This is a genomic window from Enterococcus sp. DIV1368b (assembly GCF_050529595.1).
Lineage (GTDB): Bacteria > Bacillota > Bacilli > Lactobacillales > Enterococcaceae > Enterococcus_B > Enterococcus_B mundtii.
In genome coordinates, this window is sequence record NZ_CP172883.1 from 2,896,719 (window position 1) to 2,918,365 (window position 21,647).

Consider the following 21,647-nt stretch of genomic DNA (forward strand, 5'->3'; position numbering starts at 1 on the left):
ATCCTTGAGTTGCTATCGACCATGTTTACATCCTTTTATGACTGTCCATATATGAACCAGACTATTCTCCTTATTTTTATCATGTTGCGCTTTTGACTCTCCTGGCAATTGAAATGTTGCGGCTTCCTTTAAGAGGGGGAGCAACTGTTTTCTACTATTTCATGCCTTACTTTGATAGTGTTCTCCCTCTAGAAGTAACTTTGTAGGTTCTATTGACCAATAGATATCTATTTTTTTGTATACAAGGTTATTTTTACAAGCTTCTCCAATTTTCTCATTATTCAACATATATAGGCTTTCCTTTTTTCATAACAACTCACTAAAAAACTCAGTTACCATCTCTAACGAATGGCAACTGAGTTTTCTTTTGAATCACTAAGCCACTGAACCTTCTCTTGCTAATTCTGCGGCTTTTTCTTGTTCTTCAGTCAATAATTTATTGTCATAAAACTTGATGAATGGCAACCAGATGATAAAGCCGAGAATCGCACATAAGACGGCTAAGACAGCGGCTTTCCAGTCACCTCCACTACCAACAAAGGCGCCGATCCCTACTGGTGAAGGCCACGGCATTTGAGCTAACATTGGTCGAACGATTTCTAGTTTGATGGCAAAGTATGCTAATGATGCGGATGCCATTGGTGCTAAGAAAAACGGTACTGCCAAGTAAGGATTATAAACAATCGGCATCCCGAAAATGATTGGTTCATTGATATTGAAGATCCCTGGTACTAATGAAGCTTTTCCTAATACTTTTAACTGATCGGATTTTGCCATAAAAGCAATAAAGATAATTAGTCCTAATGTCGCTCCAGAACCACCAACTGTTACATAAGAGTTATTAAATTCGCCGGCTAATGGATAATTTGCACCTTGCGCATTTGCTGCCATATTCGCTAAAACGATTGGTGTCAAGAATGAGGTAATAATATTCGCCCCATGAATCCCTACGATCCATAACGCGTGAATCAAGAAATAAATGATCATGATCCCTATCCACGTATTCGTCAATTCTGTTACAAATCCAAATGGAATAGCGATCATTTTGAAAATATCTGTTCCTAAAGCAACTAATGTGCCGTTGACAAGCATCACCACAAAGGCAATCACAAACGTTGGGATCAACGCGGTAAAGGAACGTGAAACCCCAGGTGGTACAACATCTGGCATCTTGATGACCCAGTTGCGTTTTACACACATACAATACAACTCAACTGCAATGTAAGACATGATGATGGCGGTAAAAATACCTGACGTACCTAGACGTTCGACAAATGCGCCCATACGTACACCACTAACAACAGTTTCTGCATCGGTCATACTAGAGATCAAGCTGATTTTTCCGTCTGAAATGATCAACTCTGGAATACACATAAAGAAAGCAAAAACAGATAATAGCGCGCCAGTTAAAGGATTGACGTTCAGTGCTTGTTCATCTCTTTCGATCGACGTTAATTCATAAGCAAATACAATAGCAAAATAAACAGATAATATCCCCATCGTCATCGTGTTGACGATCATATACAAGTCGCTGACTTTAAAGAAAGTTGCATTGAAAAATCCTTCTAAAAATGGAAATGGTAACGGTAAAATATTCAAAACTAAAAACATCGAGCCTACGATCGTAAAGGGAATCGACGCCATCCCAGCAGCCATTACTGCGCGTACGATCTTGAACTGTGCCACTTTCCCCATCGGTCCCATCAAATATTTCTGTAGAAAATCAAACATCTATTTACTCCCCTTTCCAAAATGTACTACACGTTCATACTCTTTGATTCGTTGATAGTGACGATCCGTATTTGCATGGATTTTATTCAAGCGTCGCTGACAAAACAGACAGATTAGCAACCCACTGGCAATCACAAATAAAATCAATGCTTGCCCATTTGAACCATTCGCCATAAAAGGAAACAACTGAGAATACCCTGGTGAAAATACTGCTAATAGGAGAAATACGTTGGTTACCGCTTGCAAGCGGTAATAATTTCGAGTAACCGTTGCATTATTTTTATGTGTGCGATAAAGTGCCACTTGTTCTGCGACGACTGGTAAAAGAAAGAATAATAGCCCTAATGGTACCCAAAACATCTTGCTACTCGCAAGAAGTAAGGCAACCAGCCAATAAAGATTGGTAAAAAAGAACCCAGCCGTTAAGTAGCGAATGATCAAATAACGATTAAAATACAAGACTTTCAAACTAAATGCCTTTTTCTCTAATTCTCGTTGTTTTTTTTCAGCTTCACTCATTTTTTCACCCCCTGTTCTTGTTTATTTTTGATATAGATAGCTCATTTCTTTTGCAACTTCCAATAACGTCATCGTCGTCATCAGATGATCTTGCGCATGGACCATAATGATCTCCATTTCAATTTTTTGTCCACTCGCGTATTCCTTCAATAAATGCGTTTGTGATTTATGGGCTTCTAAAATTTCTTGATTTGCTTCATTTAGCTTTTCTTCTGCTTCTGTAAAATCTTCTGCTCGTAACAAAGCAAATGCCTCGTGGATCAATGTTCGTGCATTGCCACTGTGAAAAATAATATCAAAAGCGGTTACTTGGAGCTCTTCACTCGTCATTTTCTCCGTCATCAAGACTCCTCCTTAATAAATCATTTTTATAAATTGTTCATTAAAATTTTCAAACGTTGGTTCAGCTAAAATCTGCTGCTGTAGATCCAATCGATCAATAAATTTCACGATTGCTTTCGTTACAACAGTGATTCCTTCATTCTCGATACAAGAAGGAGAGACTAGAAAGACAAAATGGATCGCCCCTTGTTCATCCCATTCCATCCCATCAGGAATGATCCCCACTGCAATTTTAGCAGTGGCTCCAACTGGGATCGCTGGATGCGGGACAACGACTTGTTCACTGAAAATGATTTGCCCCATTTTCTCACGACGTTCGATTTGGTGAGACATCTCAGACGTATAATTCTCCGTTTCATCTTCTTGTAAAAGTGCCAACAATTCAGCGATCACTTGATCTTTTGTTGGTGCTGAAGCATAGACTTTAAACCATTTTTTTGAAATCTGCTCTTCGTAAAATGCCCTCTTTTCTTTCATGAGTGAGACAGATTCTTGGGGCTTCACTAAACAACTTGGGCGATGTTCTTCGATCACTTTGCGGATTTTCTGAACATCTTGATCATTCAAGAAAACACTGACATGAAGAACAGGGACTTTGAAAAACATCGTTGACAAGTCAATAGAAGAAATGATCAAATCAACATTTTCTAACGCCTGTTCATCGATTTCGTAATAGCCCTTCACTTGATTCACTGCAATGTTTTTTCCAAATTCACTCAACACTCGATTTTTTAGCAATTGCGCACTTCCATAGCCAGTCGCACAAATGATCAACGCCTGTAGTTTACAATCCACCTTGTTTTTTTCAATTGCTGCCATTAAATGAAGCGCTAAATACGCCCATTCATCCTCATTGATTTTATAATCTTTCAGCGAAGGCATTTGACCAAAATAGTATTTGGTCAATTCAAATGCTCTCGGATCTTCTTTTTTGATTTCTTTTGTTAGGGGGTTTTCTAAAGCGATTCCTCGCTCTAAGCGAACCAGCATCGGTTCTAAATGATTGAGTAAGCCATTCCTGAATTGATAATCTTCGACGATGGACTGACCAAGAACCTGAGCTAACTCTTTAAGAACTGACATTAGCTCTGTCACTAACTCCTGATTCTCCCTTTTATGGTTTTGATTCGATTTAGCCATCAAATGTAAGGCTAAATAAGCAATTTCATCTTTTGGGAAACGAACATTCATGATAGATTCGATCCGTCTGGTTATATTCTTGGCTGCTTGATATTCGGTCTCATGGATTTCTTCTCCGGTGATTTCAGGCACTTGTATCTCAAATCCGGCTCGCATTCGCTTGATTGCCAATGCTAAATGTAACGCTAAATTTTGTATCACAAAATCGGACACCTTTAATTTGGATTCACGAATCTCGTCCAAGATGATGATCACTAATTCTTCAAAATTGATTTCCTTGAAGAATTGACTGTTACCGAGATATTCTTTTAAAGAATTGGTATACTTATTTCCAAAAAAGGTATCCATGATCACATGTCGCTTGTCTTGTTCTTGACCCTCGATCCACATTCCCTGTTTATGTTTCGACACAATTTTCAACGAATATTCGGCTAACTTCTCTTTGATTTCTTGGATATCATTCACTAAACTCGAACGGCTGATATATAACTCTTCTGCCAAATCATCGATCACGATTGCGCGATCTTCCAAAAGTAGTTTATTTAAAATATACTTTTTTCGATCTTCTGAACCGTAGAACTCAGTCACCTGATCGCCATATTCCACAGTGACTTCTCGTTGCTTTAAAAACAGCGCAAAAGCAAGCTTGTTGACGACCTCTAATTGATACCCTTGCCCTTGCTTTGCAATGAGTCTTCCGCCATTGGTTTCGATCACTTCATTCAATGTTTTCAAATAGTTTCGAATCGTACGGTCAGATAATAATAATTCAGAAGCGAGGTACTGGCTTGTGAGGTATTCTCCTTGATGATCAATCAATTGCCGCAATAACTCTTTTTCTGTTTGTTTCATTATTATCTTCCCCTATTCGTCTATATATTTTCCTCAATCAGCTCTGCTAATTTTTGGATACCCGTAGGGATAGGAACATACGCTTGGAATGGTATACTTACGACCGGTTTCCCTACTGTTTTTCCTAGTTTAACAAATTTATCCAAGTACATTGTAGTTTGAGGACTGATCAAGAACAAATCGAAATCACTTGTCTTGATTTGGTTGTCCCCTTCTGTTGCAGAAACCGCGTCAACAAATACCTCTTCGCCTTTTCCTTTAAAATATTCTGTTGTTTTTGATGCCATCATCGAAGAAGACATTCCTGCGGCACAAATAATCAATGCTTTTTTCATTACGATCACTCCTCTATTTTTTTGATTGAATTTCTTACATTCACTATAAAATGAAATCGCTTTCTTTTCAAAATGGATTTTTCCGTATCGCTTAGGAAAATAGTTATAAAATTACGTAAAAAAAAGAAGTCACACGGCTGTGCAACTTCTTCTCAATTATTGCGCACTGAAATTCAAACGCATACTGTAAATCGGATTTAATGGATCATCCAAGCTTTCAAAATCAAAATTTTCGCCAACTGTACCAAATAATGAGAAGGAAAAAGAAGTGCTATGTCCTTCGATCGTTCCTAGTTCTCTGCGGTTATTGAGGTTTTTACCTGATGAGATCAACATGACTTGATTGTCATTCAGATTGTTTTTCACCCCTAGATCGATTTCTGTTAGTTTTTCGGTAGCTGATTGACTAACGACCGAACTCACTGACACTTGGACCGCACGTTCCGCATTGTTTTGAATTTGATAAGTTGGTGAGACAATACCATTACTTTCTTTACTCTCCGCAAAGGATACATTTGTAGGAATCGTCACATCAATGTACTCGGACGTATCTTCTAGAATCGTGACTTGACTGTTCAATGTCCGTGCATTGCCAGCTTCGTCTGTTAAGGTGATCGTTACACCATGATCGCCTACCGCTAAATCGGTAAATTGCACATTGTTTTCATACGCAACTTCGACTTGAATATCTGGTGACAATGACCAGTTGTCGGTCGGATCACCATCTAAAAATTCACGAGGCGCTGGTGCTGTTTGCCCCTTCGTGAACACTAACGGATCTTTTAATGTTCCGTCAGGTGCCGTAGTATCTTCAATCCGTGGCATGGCATTATTAAAAATATATTCATTCCCAGCTTCATCGGTTGCTGTAATATTCATTGGATGGTAGGCATTGAATCCATTCGGAGATAAGTCATATAAGTGACGATGATTTATCAACTGGATATTTTCTAACTCTGACCAATTGTCCGCTAAATCGCTGATTAGTTCCCTTAATTCTTCCTGGGTAAAATCCCGATGACGATTGGCTTCAAACACCGTCCAATGGTTTCTAACTATACCAGTTGGTGCTTGCGTATCGATTACGCGATAGTTAACCGAATAGTCCGTATAGTTTCCTCGGATATCTTCTAGACGAACATTCGCATCATAAACGGTTGTTGATGGGGCAACATTGACAATACTTACGATATCCCCGTTATCATTACACAAGGAAAGATCAATTTGATCGGTTGGTGTCGTGTTGTCCAATGGGTCCTCAGTAAAGAACTGCAATAGCTCATCTTTCGTCAATTCATCTTTTCTTCGTGCTTGAAAATCAACAGGTTGCGTGACGACATTTCCTGTCGGACCTTCGTTATCTCCCGCAAGAAATTTGACTTCTTGTAACGCCGATTGATTTCCTTGTTCATCTTCTAAACGAATAAAGCCAATATATTCTTTGTACTCTAAGTCGTCTAACTCAAATTCGTTCCCTTCACTATCGACTAATTCGATGGTGATGTTTTCTGGCAAGCTCCAGTTATCATCGGGGGCACCGTTGAAAAACTGCAACAAATCCGTTCGAGAAAACGTATTCGAAGTGAGCGTAGAAAAATCAATGACTTCATCTTTGAAGCTAGCGGTTGGCGCCGTAGTATCCACTACCCGTGCCATGGTATTGTCAAAAATGTGTTCATTCCCGGATTCGTCGGATGCCGTGAGATCCAGTTGATGGTAAGTCCCTCCACTATTCGGAGACAAATCATATAAGTGACGATGATTCTTCAGTTGAATATTTTCTAACTCTGACCAATTATCTGCTAAATTATCAATTAGCTGGCGCAATTCTTCTTGGGTAAAATCGCGATGACGATTGGCTTCAAACACCGTCCAATGATTTCTGACTGTTCCTGTCGGCGCTTGTGTATCTACCACCCGATAATTGACTGAATATTCTGTCTTGTTGTTTGCTTGGTCTTGTAAACGAACTTTCGCATCATAAACAGTCGTTGACGGTGCGACATTGACAATACTCACGATATCGCCAACATTGTTACGTAAGGAAAGATCAATCTCATCGGTTGGTGTCACGTTATCTAGAGGATCATCCGTAAAGAAACTTAAGAGTTCCTCTCGCGTCAATTCCTCACTTCTTCGCGCTTGGAAATCAACTGGTGATGTTGTGACATTTCCTGTTGGACCTTCCGCATCTCTTCCCTGGAATTTTACTTCTTGTAGGTTTGATTGATTTCCTTGTGCGTCTTCTAAGCGAATATAGCCTGTATAAATGTTATCCTCTGACTCTAAATTTTGTAAATTGATCACTGAACCATTACTGTCAACGAGTTCGATTTTGATGTTTTCTGGTAATGTCCAGTTGTCATCCAGATCATTATTCAGAAATGCCAAAAGGTCTGTCCGTGAAGGAATAGCCGTTGTTACCCCAGAGAGGTCGATCGTCTCTGATTTCACTGTCCCTGTTGGCGCTATGGTATCAGTAATACGCAACTTCGTATTGAGCAATGAACGTTCATTACCAGATTCATCTGTCAATTTCACCCAATCTTGATAACTTGTACTAGGACTAAGGTTATATAATTTTTTTTCGAAAGTTAATGTGATGTTTTCTAATTCTGACCAATTATCTTTCAATCCGTTCACTAATAATCGTAACTCTTCTTGGGTAAAATCTCGGTGACGATTGGCTTGGATTGTGACGAAATCTTCGACTGCCGTTCCTTCTGGTGGTGTGGTGTCCACCACGACATAGTTTGTCGAAATGCGTTCATAGACGATTGAATTGGAAGAATCTGCTACATTGACTGTCATTGAACCAGTTCGACCTGGATACCACATATTGTTGTTTATCGTACCAGCAACATAGTAATAATAATTACGCGCATACGTAGGTACGGAATCAAACCAAGTATCACGTATTGTATCACTGGGTACACGAGCTGGACGTTGGGCTTCGATCGTCACAGGATTTTTAATTACATAAGTTATTGTTGGATTGATCGTCAATCGTCCAATCGTTTCATTTGAATAACTAAGATTCATCACTTTTCTTGGTGTCGCAATGTTTGGATATAGCGTCGCAACCCCTGTCGTACCTAAACCAACATTTCCGCGAATATCTAACGTTACAGCTTCATTTCCCGCCTGTACTCTTGTTACTGTGAAGTTGATAGTTGCAGTGAAATTGTTATTGATTGTCACCGTTGCTGCTACACTTATAGCAGCATTACTTGAAGAAATATTCGATAAAGTATACGTGTTTCCATGCGTTGAATGGTTCCCATAATACATCTGTGTGTAAAACTCGTCCGGCATTCCGGCATCACTGTCCGTGACGATCGATGAAATCCAACCATTATTTCCATTAACACGCTCAACCAATGAGTGTGTTGGTACAGTGACAGAGAAACTGGCGGTTGAGTTTGCGGCATTCGCTAAATTAATGGTTCGGTTGATCGCATTTTGTAATACACCTTCAAGATAAGAACTCCTACCATGATTCGTTAATTGAGTCACATTTTCTGTGGTCAAATTCAAGCGTGCTAAGTAATTCACCACTAGCGAATTTTCATCAAGTGGTGGTAAAACTGTTGCCTCAGTTGGTATATCCGTCGTTGGTTCTTCTGAGACAACTGGCTCTTCTTCGACCACTTGTGTTTCCTCTACAGTCGCTGGTTGCTCAGAGAGGATCGATTCCTCCGGAGCCTCTTCTTGTACTGTTGGTTCCTGTACTGTTGATTCTTGTACTGTTGGTTCTTCTATAACATCTTCTGGTGTTTCTTCAGATAAGTGGCTTTCTGACTGCTCTTCCATGATTTCCGTACTAGCAATCGTCTCATTTTCTATGGCAAATACTGCCGATGGCAACAATGTATGTTGGAACAATAGGACTGAAGTAGCGATCATCCGAATTTTTTTTGCTTTCAAAAATTCTGTCCCCCTTTCTCTTTCTTTTAGAATGTGCATGTTAAACCTACTGACTGTATGCATCTTTGAGATCAACTGGTAACTATATGTAGGCGTTAAAAAACTATGTGCTTGATCACAAAAAAGCTGCCTAATGGCTCATACAGATAGAGGATGTATCTGTTTCATTCAGTATAAACAGTTCGCAGAATCGCCTTCTCACGATCGAATAATTGTTTTATGTAATTCTTTCACTGAATGTTTTTTAATATCTAACAAAGATAGTACACATTCCACATTAAAATTATCCACAATTCCAGTATAGGAACAAAATCTTTTTTTACCGTTAGAAAGGCAAAAAAAATGGTTTTAACTTTAAATTAGAGAAACAAACATTGAATTTTAATCATATTGTTACCGAATTGCTCGATATGTTTTCTTGATATTCACTATATATTGCTGATTTCTCTTCATGTTTCCGTATTCTCACCCTCTATCTAAAACCAAAATTTCTATAAGTACAAATTAATGTTTTTTTCTATGAGAACTTCCAAACCTTTTCCTCATAAATAATTTTTTTAACTAAAATAAAAAAAACAGTAAGAAAGCATTTACTTTCTTACTGTTCTCTTATTATTCTATAAAGAATGCTAGGTTTTCTCTTCACCTATTTCATTTGATAAAAATTTTTTTATTACTGTGCATTGAAATTCAAGCGCATACTGTAAATCGGATTCAATGGATCGTCCAAACTTTCAAAATCAAAGTTTTCGCCAACTGTGCCAAATAATGAGAAGGAGAAAGAAGTACTATGTCCGTCAATCGTTCCTAGTTCTCTGCGGTTATTGAGATTTTTACCTGATGAGATCAACATCACTTGATTATCATTCAGATTGTTTTTCACTCCAAGGTCGATTTCTGTTAGTTTTTCCGTTTCTGATTGACTAACGACTGAACTTACTGACACTTGGACCGCACGTTCCGCATTATTTTGGATTTGATAAGTTGGTGAGACAATACCATTACTTTCTTTGCTTTGGGCAAAGGACACATTCATCGGGATCGTCACATCGATATACTCGGACGTGTCTTCTAAAATCGTAACTTGACTGTTCAATGTTCGAGAATTTCTCTGTTCATCCGTCAAAGTGACTGTCACACCATACGTTCCCACTTCTAAATCTGCGAACGCGACATTGTTTTCATATGTAACTACCACTTGAATATCTGGTGACAATGACCAGTTGTCGGTCGGATCACCATCTAGAAATTCTCGTCCGCTTGGAGCTGTTTGTCCTTTTGTGAATACTAATGGATCTTTTAATACCCCCTCAGGTGCTGTGGTATCTTCAATCCGAACTTTCGTTTTTTCAAACGTAGTCGTATTTCCTGCTTCATCCGTGGCATCCACCTGTAGCTCATAATACCATTCACCAGGACTATGAGGAGGCATAGTATGTAACGGAACATTATTTGTTAACGTGATTGCTTCTCGTTCTGTCCAATTATCTTCTAAATCAATAAGTAAAGAACGTAATTCTTCCTGTGTAAAATCACGTGTACGCGTCGCTTCAAAGACAGTCGTTGTCTGATTGATCGAACCGGTCGGTGCTTGTGTATCGATCACGCGATAGTTAACAGCGTATTCCGTGTAATTGCCTCGAATATCTTGTAGACGAACGTTGGCATCATAAATGGTTGGCGAAGGTGCAACATTGACGATACTCACAGTTTCGCCAATATTATTACGTAAAGAAAGATCAATTTGATCGGTTGCTGTCGTATTATCCAATGGATCTTCGGTAAAGAACTTTAGTAGCTCGTCTCTCGTCAATTCATTCACTCGACGTGCTTGAAAATCGACTGGTGTCGTGATGACGTTCCCTGTCGGTCCTTCGTTATCTCCTGCAAGAAATTTGACTTCTTGTAGATCCGTACGATTCCCGTGTTGGTCTTCCAAACGAATATAGCCTGTATATTCTTGGAACTCCAAGTCATCCAACGCAAATGCATTTCCTTGACTATCGACTAATTCGATGGTGATATTTTCTGGTAATGTCCAGTTGTCGACAGGGGCGCTACTGAAAAATCGCAACAAATCCGTTCGAGAGAACGTATTCGAAGTGAGCGTAGAAAAATCAATGACTTCATCTTTGAAGCTAGCAGTTGGCGCCGTAGTATCAACTATTCTTGGCATAGTTCCTCTAAAAATATGTTCATTTCCAGCTTCATCAATTGCCGTGATATCCATTGGATGGTATCCATTTGGATCATTCGGAGATAAAACATATAAATGACGATGATTTTCTAATCGAATATTTTCTGGTAATGTCCAATTATCCGAAATACTATGAAATAGTAGTCGTAATTCTTCTTGGGTAAAATCGCGATGACGATTAGCTTCAAAAATTGTCCAAGTTCCTTTAGCACTTCCTGTCGGCGCTTGTGTATCAATTACGCGATAACTGATCATTTTATTTCTATTCGCATTGCCTGCTTCATCTTCTACATTTAAAAATCCTGTATATGTTTGGAGTAAGTTAGGCGCTACTCCAGCAATCGAAGTAGCCGTACCCAGCGAGTCAAGCAATGATAATTTAATCTCATCATTCAAGGTCCAGTTATCCGACATCGAATCAACAAACGGTAATAACTCTGAGCGTTCAAGTCCGCCAATTCGTCGTGCTTGTAAATCTCTAGTAGTTGTATTGGTCGTAACGTCTGGAGATATTGTATCTATTACACGATACGTAACTGGTAAATCACGAAAATTACCAAATTCATCAGTTAGACGGATTGCTGCGTCATAGACATTTGTTATTGACGGAGCAACATTTCTGATACTTACTGTATTCTCAGAACTATCGATTAATGAAATATCGATTTGATCCGTTGGTGTACTATTATCCACTGGATCATCGATAAAGAATTTCATAATGTCTTCTTTTGTCAAATCATTCACTCTTGTGGCTTCAAAATCTACTGGCGTAGTCGTGACATTTGCTGTTGGTCCTTCGATATCTCTCAGATTAAATTTCACTTCCTGTAGCGCCGATTGATTCCCAAATTCATCTTCTAGACGAATATAACCTGTATGAACGCTATTTGATGGTTCTAGATTTTGCAAATTGATAACTTCCCCATTACTGTCTAACAGTTGGACGATAATTTCATCTCTTAATGTCCAATTGTCCTCCAAATCATTATTCAAAAATTGCATGATTTCCGAACGAGAGGGAATGCTTGTTTCAACATTAGAAAGATCGATTATTTCTGATTTCACTGTCCCTGTAGGGGCTAATGTGTCTATAATACGCATTCTTGTTTCGTAAAAATTTTGTGTATTTCCACTTTCATCTGTTGCATTTAGATTAATTAAATGAGTGGAGTTAGGTTCTAATTCCATCAAGCTTCTTGTAGATGCCATTCTAATATTACTCAACGTAGACCAATTATCTTGAAGATTATTTATAACCGAACGTAATTCTTCCTGGTTAAAATCTCGGTGACGATTTGCTTGAATATTTGTCCATTCAGTTTTTTCCATACCTGTAGGTGCTTCAGTGTCTACGACCGTCACATTTGTCCAAAATCGTGTGATCCCACCAGTGGAATTATTGATAAGATAAACTGGTAATTGATTAGTATAACCAGGAAACCAACCAGATCCAAGGCTTGTCGTGGAGAAACGCCAATTTCCTGAACCTGGTAATGTATGGAACCAACTTCGGATCACTTCTTGTGACAACGTTTGATTTCTTGTGGCCTGAACCGTCACATTCTCATGAACACCGACTTCTTCCTTTTCTTCCTCTTCTTCTCCCTCATCTTCCGCATTCACTGTCAATTGTCCAATCGTTTCCCCTGTATAACTAAGATTCATCACATGTCTTGGGGTCGCAATGTGTGTAAACTGAGTCGCAACACCTGTCGTACCTAAACCGACATTTCCACGGACATCTAACGCTACGGTCGTACTTGCCGCCTGTACTCTTCTAACTGTAAAATTGATCGTTGATGTAAAATTGGAATTGACGGTCACAGTAGCGGATACACTCACCGCTGCGTTACTTGACGAAATATTTGTCAGTGTGTAGGTATTTCGGTGAGTCGAATGGTTTCCATAATACATCTGTGTGTAAAATTCGTCGGGCATTCCGGCAGGACTATCCGTGACAATAGAAGAAATCCATCCATTACTATTGCCTACTCGCTGAACCATTGAATGTGTCGGTACGGTCACAGAGAAAGTCGCTGTTGCATTCACCTCGTTGCCTAAAGTAATGGTTCGATTGATGGCATTTTGCAAGACTGCTTGAATATAGGAGCTTCTCCCATGATTGGTTAGTTCTGCTACGTTCTGTGCAGTTAAATTCAGCCGTCCCAAATGGGCAGATAGCGGACTTTCATCAAGTGGTGGCACTTCTTCTTGTGTTTCCACCGTCTCTATAGTCTCCTCCGTCGCTGGCGCTTCTGGAGGTGCTTCCATCGGTGGCACTTCTTCTGCCACTTCTGGTGGAGCTTCAGGAGTTTCCACTACTACTTCAGGCTCTTCGTGAGTAATTGGTGCTTGTTCTTCGACCACCTCTGTTGCTTCTTCAGATAAGTGGCTTTCTGGCTGCTCTTCCATGATCTCTGTATTAGCTATCGACTCGTTTTCTATTGCCATTACCACTGAAGGTAGCAATGCCTGTTGAAACAATAGGAATGAGGTAGCGATAATCCGTATTTTTTTTGCTTTCAAAAATTCTCTCCCCTCTCTTATTTTTTGACAATGCATGTAATCATCTATCTTTTTGGATAAGCTGATTGAGACAAGTAATCGTTTAAAACGAGCTACTCGATCGTAAGTTTTCTGCAAAGTTCAGCTATAAATAAAAGGTATGTAGTTAGTTCAGGCACCTTCGCAAAAATCATTGCGAGTTTATGCAGGATTTTTATGTGGAATCAATGGTGCAAACCCGCTAAAAATGAAAAAAAACTCAAAAAATAATAATGCAAATGCCATACAAATATTATCCATAATTTCAAAATACTAATAAAATCTTTTTTTACCGTTAGCAAGGTAAAAAAACACCCAAGACGTGAACGCCAGTTGATCACTATTTTTTTCGACTTTACCTTTTACTTGTCTACACTAGATTAGTTACTATTCCTTGAACAAAAAGGGATAACTATTATATAGAGTAAAAATATGAAATTATCACTGATAATAAAATTTCCCTCAGATGGAAATTTATAAAAAAAACCACATTCTCATGAAATCCAAATGATTTTCATGAGAATGTGGCATCTCGTTTTTACTTTTTTCTATTGGTCCTTACTTATTAATTTGCGACGATGTTGACTAATTTATTTGGAACCACGATCACTTTTCTGATTGTTTTTCCTTCTAATTGTTCTTTGATACTATCATCGTCCATCGCTGTTTTTTCTAGTTCTTCTTTTGATAAGTCACGTGCAACACTGGCTTTTGCACGAACTTTTCCATTGATTTGGAAGACGACTTCTACTTCATCTTCAATCAAAGCAGCTTCATCATAAGTCGGCCATGGTGCATAAGAAAGATCTTGTTCATTGCCTAGGATCGCCCATAGCTCTTCGCCGATATGTGGCGCGATCGGCGCAAGTAATTGTACGAATCCTTCGATATATTCATAAGGTAAGGCATCGACTTTATATGCTTCATTGACAAAGACCATCAATTGAGAAATCGCTGTATTGAAATGTAGATTTTCGTAATCTTCTGTGACTTTTTTAACTGTTTGGTGGTATACTTTATCAAGTTTACCGTCATTCAGTGTCGTGATACGATCACGCATTTTATTGTTTTCGTCCACGATCAAGCGCCAAACACGATCTAAGAATTTACGGCTACCTTCTAAGCCATTTTCACTCCAAGCAATCGATGCGTCTAATGGTCCCATGAACATTTCGTAGAGACGTAACGTGTCCGCACCATATGCTTCTACGACATCGTCAGGATTGACAACATTGCCACGAGATTTAGACATTTTTTCGTTGTTTTCTCCAAGGATCATTCCTTGATTGAACAATTTTTCAAAAGGCTCTTTTGTTGGTACCACGCCAATATCGTAAAGGAATTTATGCCAGAAGCGAGCATACAATAGGTGAAGTACCGCATGTTCTGCCCCACCGATATAAATATCTACTGGTAACCATCGTTCTAGTTTTTCATAGTTAGCTAATTCTTTTTTATTATGTGGATCGATATAGCGTAGGTAATACCATGAGCTTCCTGCCCATTGTGGCATCGTATTCGTTTCACGACGGCCTTTTTTACCTGTTTCAGGATCAACGACATTGACCCACTCGTCAATGTTTGCTAATGGTGACTCCCCTGTTCCACTTGGTTGGATATTGCTTGTTTTTGGTAAACGTAGTGGTAATTCTTCTTCTGATACAGTTGTCACTGTGCCGTCTTCCCAATGGATGATTGGGATTGGTTCTCCCCAATAACGTTGACGAGAAAACAACCAATCACGCAAGCGATAGCTGACTTCTTTTTTCCCAACGCCATGTTCTTCCAACCATTGATTCATCGCATCGATGGCTTCTTCTTTATTCAATCCGTTCAAGAAATCAGAATTGATATGCGCACCATCTTCTGTGTAGGCAGCTGCTGAAGTATCTCCACCTTCGATGACTGGTAAGATTTCTAGATCAAACGTTTGTGCAAACTCGTAATCACGTTCATCATGTGCCGGTACTGCCATGATCGCACCTGTGCCATAAGAAGCTAACACATAATCAGCGATCCAGATAGGGATTTCCTTGCCATTTACTGGGTTGATCGCATACGCACCTGTAAATACACCTGTTTTTTCTTTAGCAAGATCTGTTCGTTTAAGATCTGATTTTTTCGCTGTTTCTGCGATATACGCTTCGACTGCTTCTTTTTGTTCTGGAGTTGTGATCTCACGAACTAAGTCTAGCTCTGGTGCTAGCACAGAGTAGGTTGCCCCAAATAACGTATCTGGACGTGTGGTAAAGACCGTATATTCTTTGTCTGTGCCAGCCACTTTAAACGTGACATTTGCTCCGACTGAACGACCGATCCAGTTACGTTGCATTTCTTTGATGCTTTCGGGCCAATCCACAAGCTCTAGGTCATCGATCAAACGATCTGCATAAGCGGTGATTTTCAGCATCCATTGACGCATTGGTTTGCGGATGACATCATAGCCACCACGTTCACTTTTTCCGTCGATCACTTCTTCGTTTGAGATCACTGTACCTAGTTCAGGTACCCAGTTCACTGCTACTTCTGCTTCATAGGCTAAACCTTTTTCATATAATTTAGTAAAGATCCATTGTGTCCATTTGTAGTACTCAGGGTCTGTTGTGTTGACTTCACGATTCCAATCGTAACTAAAACCAAGTGAATTGATTTGGCGACGGAAGGTTTCAATATTTTTTTGCGTAAATTCTGCAGGGTCATTCCCTGTATCCAATGCGTATTGTTCTGCTGGTAGTCCAAATGCATCCCACCCCATTGGATGTAATACGTTGAAACCTTGACTACGTTTGAAACGAGCTAGGATATCTGTTGCAGTATAGCCTTCTGGATGCCCAACATGTAGACCTTGTCCTGATGGATATGGAAACATATCCAACGCATAGAATTTTGGTTTACCTAGTTCATCATGCGTATTGAAGGTGTTATTTTTTGCCCAATATTTTTGCCATTTTTTTTCAATTTCTTTGTGATTATAGCTCATCTTGAACCCCCTATTTTGATGTAATGATCTGTTTTTTCTTTTAGCATCTGGCCTTGAAAAACAAAAAAATCCTATAAAAAGATTGCTCTTTTTATAGGACGTAATCTACGTGGTACCACCTAATTTTGCCTTACTAAACAAGGCCTTGAACGTTGTAACGGTCGTCACCGCCTCTGCTTACTGGGAGAACTGTTCAGCAGGTGCAACTCAAAGGCGAGTTCAAAAGCGTCCGTACACATTTTCACCAACCATGTGCTCTCTAAAACTTTCGACTTTTTACTACTTCCTTTTCAAACGTTGGTCAACTAAATTTTTAGTAGCTTCATAGTAACAAATATTATTGAATCAATCAACTATTATTTCAGTCAGATCGATTATTTTGCAACGATCAAACTTTGACCTGGGTAGATAAAGTTATTTTTGATGTTGTTCCACTCGATCAATTGCGCCATTGAGATGCCATGGCTATCAGCTACGCCCCAAACGGATTCACCTGCTTTGACTGTATAACGTTTGCCATCATTAGACGTAGGTGCTGCTGTTGTATTTCCTTTTTTCACGACCACTTTTTGGCCTGGATAAATGAAATTATTTTTGATATTGTTCCATTCAATCAGTTGATCCATCGTGATGCCGTGTTTATCAGCTACACCCCAAACGGATTCACCTGCTTTGACCGTATAGATCGTATCACCAGAAGTTGATGTGTTCGTTGCTGCTGACGTATTCGGTGTGCTTGGCGCAGCTGCCGGCGTTGTTGTCGGTGTAGATGTTGGTGCTGCTGTACTACCACCTTTTACGATCAGTTTTTGACCTGGGTAGATGAAGTTATTTTTGATATTGTTCCATTCAATCAATTGGTTCATCGAGATCCCATTTTTATTTGCGACGCTCCACACCGATTCCCCTGCTTTGACCGTGTAGGTGCCTGAGCCTTGGCTTGCTGTGTTTGAAGTCGTTGGATTATTCGTCGGTGTTGAAGGTGCTGGATTCGTTGATGCAGTGCTTGATGCGCCACCATTTGAAACAACCAACTGTTGTCCTGGGTAAATAAAGTTGTTCTTGATGTTGTTCCATTGGATCAACTGTGCCATTGAGATGCCATGGGCATGAGACACACCCCAGACAGAATCACCTGCTTTGACCGTATATTTTGCACCAGAAACTGAAGCACCTGTACTTGGTGTTGATGGAGTTGTGCTTGGTGTCGATGGTGTATTTACAGAAGCAGACCCACCATTAGAAACGATCAAGCTTTGTCCTGGATAAACAAAATTATTCTTGATATTATTCCATTGGATCAATTGTGCCATTGAGATACCATGGGCATTCGAGATACCCCAAACAGAGTCACCTGCTTTGACTGTATAACGCGTACCGGACGAATTGTTTGTTGTTGTTCCAGCAGAACTGCTACCTGCAGAAGCTGTATTGTTTCCTGAATTTGTTGTTGAAGATCCGCCAGCTGTACCACCTTTGATCGTCAATTTTTGTCCTGGATAAACAAAATTATTTTTAATATTATTCCATTCAATCAATTGTGCCATTGAGATGCCATGAGCATTTGAGATGCCCCAAACAGAATCACCAGATTTTACTGTGTACGTCGTTGAACCAGTAGTCGTACTTCCACCAGTATTTCCTGTATTCGTGCTTCCTGTATTTGTACTTCCTGTGTTACCTGTATTAATCGTATTGCCGCCGCCAGTAGTCGCACCACCGCCTGCATTTCCAGTTGCTGGTGTGTCATATTTGGTCAAGCCATACGTCATGATAAGATTGTTTAATTTTGTCGCATAACTTGGGTCTGTCGCATAGCGTCCTGTCAAATGGGCAGTAGCATCCGTATAAGAACGAGTATTACTCTTCCAAGCACCTGCATAGTAGTAGCCATTACCAAATGAAGTATTTCTAAGTACATAGGCATTGTCACTAAAAGACTCTGCGAAAGAAGGATATTGACGGAAAGGTTCTTTTTTCGTCACCCATTGGTTGTTCAAGAATTCAAGCGTGTCCATATAAACAGTTTGTCCTTGGTAGCTTCCTTTGATCCCAAATAAGTTATGATACGGTGCACGTGATAATGTACTGCCACCCCAACCACTTTCGACGACTGCTTGAGCGATCATTACTGAAGCATACAAATCATTCGCGTTTGCGATCGGTTGTGCAAATGTTGCAATTTCTGTGATAAATGCAGCGGTATTGATCCGAGAGTTCATTTGGATCGGTGTTTCATCCGCATTGACAGCGACTGATTGTAATACTGGTGCTACAGCTGAACAGCCCACCATTGCGGTTCCGACGATTGCCGCACTTCGCTTTACTTTACGGTAACGCTTTGCTTGTTCCAGACGTCTGCGTTCTTTTCGTCCTACTAATTCCTTTTGCATATACTATCCCCCATATTTAATTACTTTTATCTAGCCTTATCAATAATTATAACTTCTCTTAATATTTATTAAAAGTTATTTAAGACTATTACGTTGTTTTGTAATCTTTATGTAATCTTTCGTAATTTTTTGATTTGACGCTTTTGTTAACCCTTTAATCAAACGATTCCGAGTTATTAAATTATATATGACCACCTATTTTTTTAATTAAATATGTCGGTTATATTACTTGAGGGTTGCTATTACATTACAACTTGCATAACAATATATTTTTATTCATTGATCCAAGTGAACAGGAATAGAAAACTCTTGTTTTTCGTTCTTATAATAAATGCTATAATGATTGGGCATGAAGGAGGAGTTAAATGAAAAATAAAAGAATCTTCCAAATCTCAGCCGCAAGTTGCTTTTTGATTTTTCTAGCGTTGAGTCTACTTGTCTTATTTCGCGTGGATCTATTGTCTAGTTTTGACCAAACGCTGACCCATTGGATTCGTATTCCTTATCCTGATTGGAATCCATTTCAGCGGTTGATCACGACATTTGGAAATGCAATAACTGTCATTTTAGTATTTGGATTAGTTGCTCTTTGGTTATGGCACAAGAAAAAAAGAAAAGAACTGTATTGGTTCATCTTCAACTTTGTGCTAGTTGCTGGGATATTAAATCCACTAATCAAGCTTTTAGTGATGCGTGACCGTCCAAGTCTGCAACATTTAGTTGTCGAAACGACGTATAGTTTTCCCAGTGGACATGCCGCAACGAGTATGATCTTGTATGGCACATTGATTTTTTTGATGCCATCCTTGATCAAGACGAGAGAATGGGCATGGATGATCCAAGTATTGTTAGGTTTACTGATTCTGAGTATTGGCGCTAGTCGTGTCTATCTGGGTGTCCATTATCCTAGTGATATCCTCGGTGGTTATAGCTTGAGCCTATTTTGGTTATGCTTGACTTATCCTTGGTATTTCCAACAACGCTTGCCATTTACACAATCAAATAGGAAGAAGGGATTTTAATGGAATTTCCTTATGCTGAAGGAAATAAACGTTACCATTCTTGGAATTATGCGTTACGCCATGAATTTGGTGGGAAAATTTTTAAAGTACCGATTGATGGTGGCTTTGATTGTCCCAATCGTGACGGAACAGTTGCCCACGGTGGTTGTACCTTTTGTAGTGTTTCTGGCTCTGGTGATATGATCGTTGCTCCAGAAGAGCCACTACCGATCCAATTTCAAAAAGAAATCGATATGATGCACAAAAAATGGCCACAAGTGAATCAATACATCGTTTACTTTCAAAATTTCACAAACACCCATGCGCCAGTCGAAGTCATTCGTGAACGATTTGAACAGGTCATCAATCTACCGGGTGTCGTTGGTTTATCAATTGGTACTAGACCAGATTGCTTACCCGATGAAGTCGTTGATTACTTAGCTGAATTGAATCAACGTTTATATTTATGGGTAGAATTGGGCTTACAAACGACTTATGAAGAAACCTCCATCCTGATCAATCGAGCCCATGATTATCAGACGTACCTAGACGGTGTTGCGAAATTACGGAAGCACGACATACGTGTATGTACGCATTTGATCAACGGTTTACCGGGAGAATCCTTGGAAATGATGCGGGAAAATGTTCGTCGCACGATCTTAGATTCTGATATCCAAGGAATCAAACTACATTTGATGCACTTGATGCGTAAAACGAAGATGTTACGAGACTATCATGAGGGCAGACTGCAGTTGATGAGTCGAGCAGATTATGTATCTGTCATTTGTGACCAACTGGAAATGATTCCTCAAGAGATCATCATCCATCGTTTGACTGGTGATGCACCTTGGGACTCCTTGATCGGGCCAATGTGGAGTTTGAAAAAATGGGAAGTCTTGAATGCGATCGATGAAGAAATGATTCGTCGCAATAGTTACCAAGGAAAGTACAATATTCGAGAAGGAGTCAAAAGCGGATGTTAAAAACGGCACTTCATTTTAGCCATACGCTATTGGAGGAAATCATCCAACCGGGAGATCATGTGATTGATGCGACGATGGGTAATGGGTATGACACCGTTTTTCTAGCAGAAAAAGTCGGAAAAACCGGTCAGGTATATAGTTTTGATATCCAAAAACAAGCATTGGCGTCCACGCAACAGAAATTGTCAGAAAACGGCTTATTGGAGCGGACGACCCTGTTTTTACAAGGACATGAAACCATTGGTGCGGTCATTTCTGAACAACAACCCATCAAAGCCGGCATCTTCAACTTAGGCTATTTACCCAAAAGTGATAAATCCGTCATCACGCTACCTGAAACGACAAAAACAGCGATGGAAGAAATCTTGAAACGTTTAGTTCCACAAGGTCGCATGATCATCGTCGTTTATTATGGCCATCAAGGTGGCGAAGCAGAACTAGATATGGTACAAAGCTTTTGCCAAGCGTTGCCTCAAGAACAATTCAATGTTTTGAATTATCAATTTATCAATCAAAAAAATAATCCTCCGATCTTGTATTGTATCGAAAAAAAGAAAAGCCACAACTAATAAAAACCTCCTTATCTTCTAGTGTGATAAAACTGAGAAGATAAAGAGGTTTTTCATTTTTTTACCAAAACCTAACGACCAATTAGAATGCCATTTTCTTAATGGTATTCACTTGATTACATTTGTCCTATGAT

At 39.4% G+C, this 21,647-nt stretch carries 12 protein-coding genes and 1 other annotated feature; of the genes, 3 read left to right on the forward strand and 9 right to left on the reverse strand.

The features are described from left to right. Nucleotides 1-375: 375 nt before the first annotated feature. From celB to IGJ19_RS13360, 9 genes are all read right to left on the reverse strand, one after another. Nucleotides 376-1,731 carry a PTS cellobiose transporter subunit IIC gene (celB, locus tag IGJ19_RS13320; RefSeq protein ID WP_086335574.1) on the reverse strand — a complete coding sequence of 452 codons (1,356 nt, stop codon included), beginning with the start codon at nt 1,729-1,731 and terminating at the stop codon, nt 376-378. Then, nucleotides 1,732-2,250, reverse strand: coding sequence for a hypothetical protein (locus IGJ19_RS13325; protein ID WP_071867525.1), 519 nt, complete (start codon nt 2,248-2,250; stop codon nt 1,732-1,734). Nucleotides 2,251-2,271: 21 nt separating this feature from the next. After that, nucleotides 2,272-2,592, reverse strand: a complete 321-nt coding sequence (locus IGJ19_RS13330; protein ID WP_071867524.1) for a PTS cellobiose transporter subunit IIA — start codon at nt 2,590-2,592, stop codon at nt 2,272-2,274. Between the two features lie 12 nt (nt 2,593-2,604). Continuing rightward, on the reverse strand, nt 2,605-4,584 hold the full coding sequence (locus IGJ19_RS13335; protein ID WP_430604207.1) for a BglG family transcription antiterminator: 1,980 nt from the start codon (nt 4,582-4,584) through the stop codon (nt 2,605-2,607). 20 nt (nt 4,585-4,604) lie between these two features. Then, nucleotides 4,605-4,919, reverse strand: coding sequence for a PTS cellobiose transporter subunit IIB (locus IGJ19_RS13340; RefSeq protein ID WP_010734143.1), 315 nt, complete (start codon nt 4,917-4,919; stop codon nt 4,605-4,607). A gap of 156 nt (nt 4,920-5,075) precedes the next feature. After that, nucleotides 5,076-8,846, reverse strand: coding sequence for a hypothetical protein (locus IGJ19_RS13345; RefSeq protein ID WP_430604209.1), 3,771 nt, complete (start codon nt 8,844-8,846; stop codon nt 5,076-5,078). Nucleotides 8,847-9,519: 673 nt separating this feature from the next. Then, complete coding sequence (locus IGJ19_RS13350; protein WP_430604210.1) at nt 9,520-13,569, reverse strand: hypothetical protein; 4,050 nt, start codon at nt 13,567-13,569, stop codon at nt 9,520-9,522. 583 nt (nt 13,570-14,152) lie between these two features. Further along, a complete protein-coding gene (gene leuS, locus IGJ19_RS13355; protein WP_260697820.1) occupies nt 14,153-16,567 on the reverse strand; it encodes a leucine--tRNA ligase in 2,415 nt (804 codons plus the stop codon). 91 nt (nt 16,568-16,658) lie between these two features. After that, nucleotides 16,659-16,871 (reverse strand) — a binding site (T-box leader). Between the two features lie 70 nt (nt 16,872-16,941). After that, entirely contained in the window at nt 16,942-18,960 is a 2,019-nt protein-coding gene (locus IGJ19_RS13360) for a LysM peptidoglycan-binding domain-containing protein (RefSeq protein WP_430604211.1), read from the reverse strand. A gap of 365 nt (nt 18,961-19,325) precedes the next feature. Here IGJ19_RS13360 and IGJ19_RS13365 point away from each other — a divergent pair, with 365 nt between their 5' ends. From IGJ19_RS13365 to IGJ19_RS13375, 3 genes are read left to right on the forward strand one after another with little or no spacing between them, the layout of a single operon-like run. After that, nucleotides 19,326-19,982, forward strand: coding sequence for a phosphatase PAP2 family protein (locus IGJ19_RS13365; protein ID WP_430604212.1), 657 nt, complete (start codon nt 19,326-19,328; stop codon nt 19,980-19,982). Next, nucleotides 19,982-20,944: a TIGR01212 family radical SAM protein gene (locus tag IGJ19_RS13370; protein ID WP_071867919.1), complete on the forward strand. Its 963-nt coding sequence runs from the start codon at nt 19,982-19,984 to the stop codon at nt 20,942-20,944. Before IGJ19_RS13365 ends, IGJ19_RS13370 begins: the two co-directional genes overlap by 1 nt. Further along, nucleotides 20,938-21,513, forward strand: a complete 576-nt coding sequence (locus IGJ19_RS13375) for a class I SAM-dependent methyltransferase (protein ID WP_071867918.1) — start codon at nt 20,938-20,940, stop codon at nt 21,511-21,513. Before IGJ19_RS13370 ends, IGJ19_RS13375 begins: the two co-directional genes overlap by 7 nt. Nucleotides 21,514-21,647 lie beyond the last annotated feature (134 nt).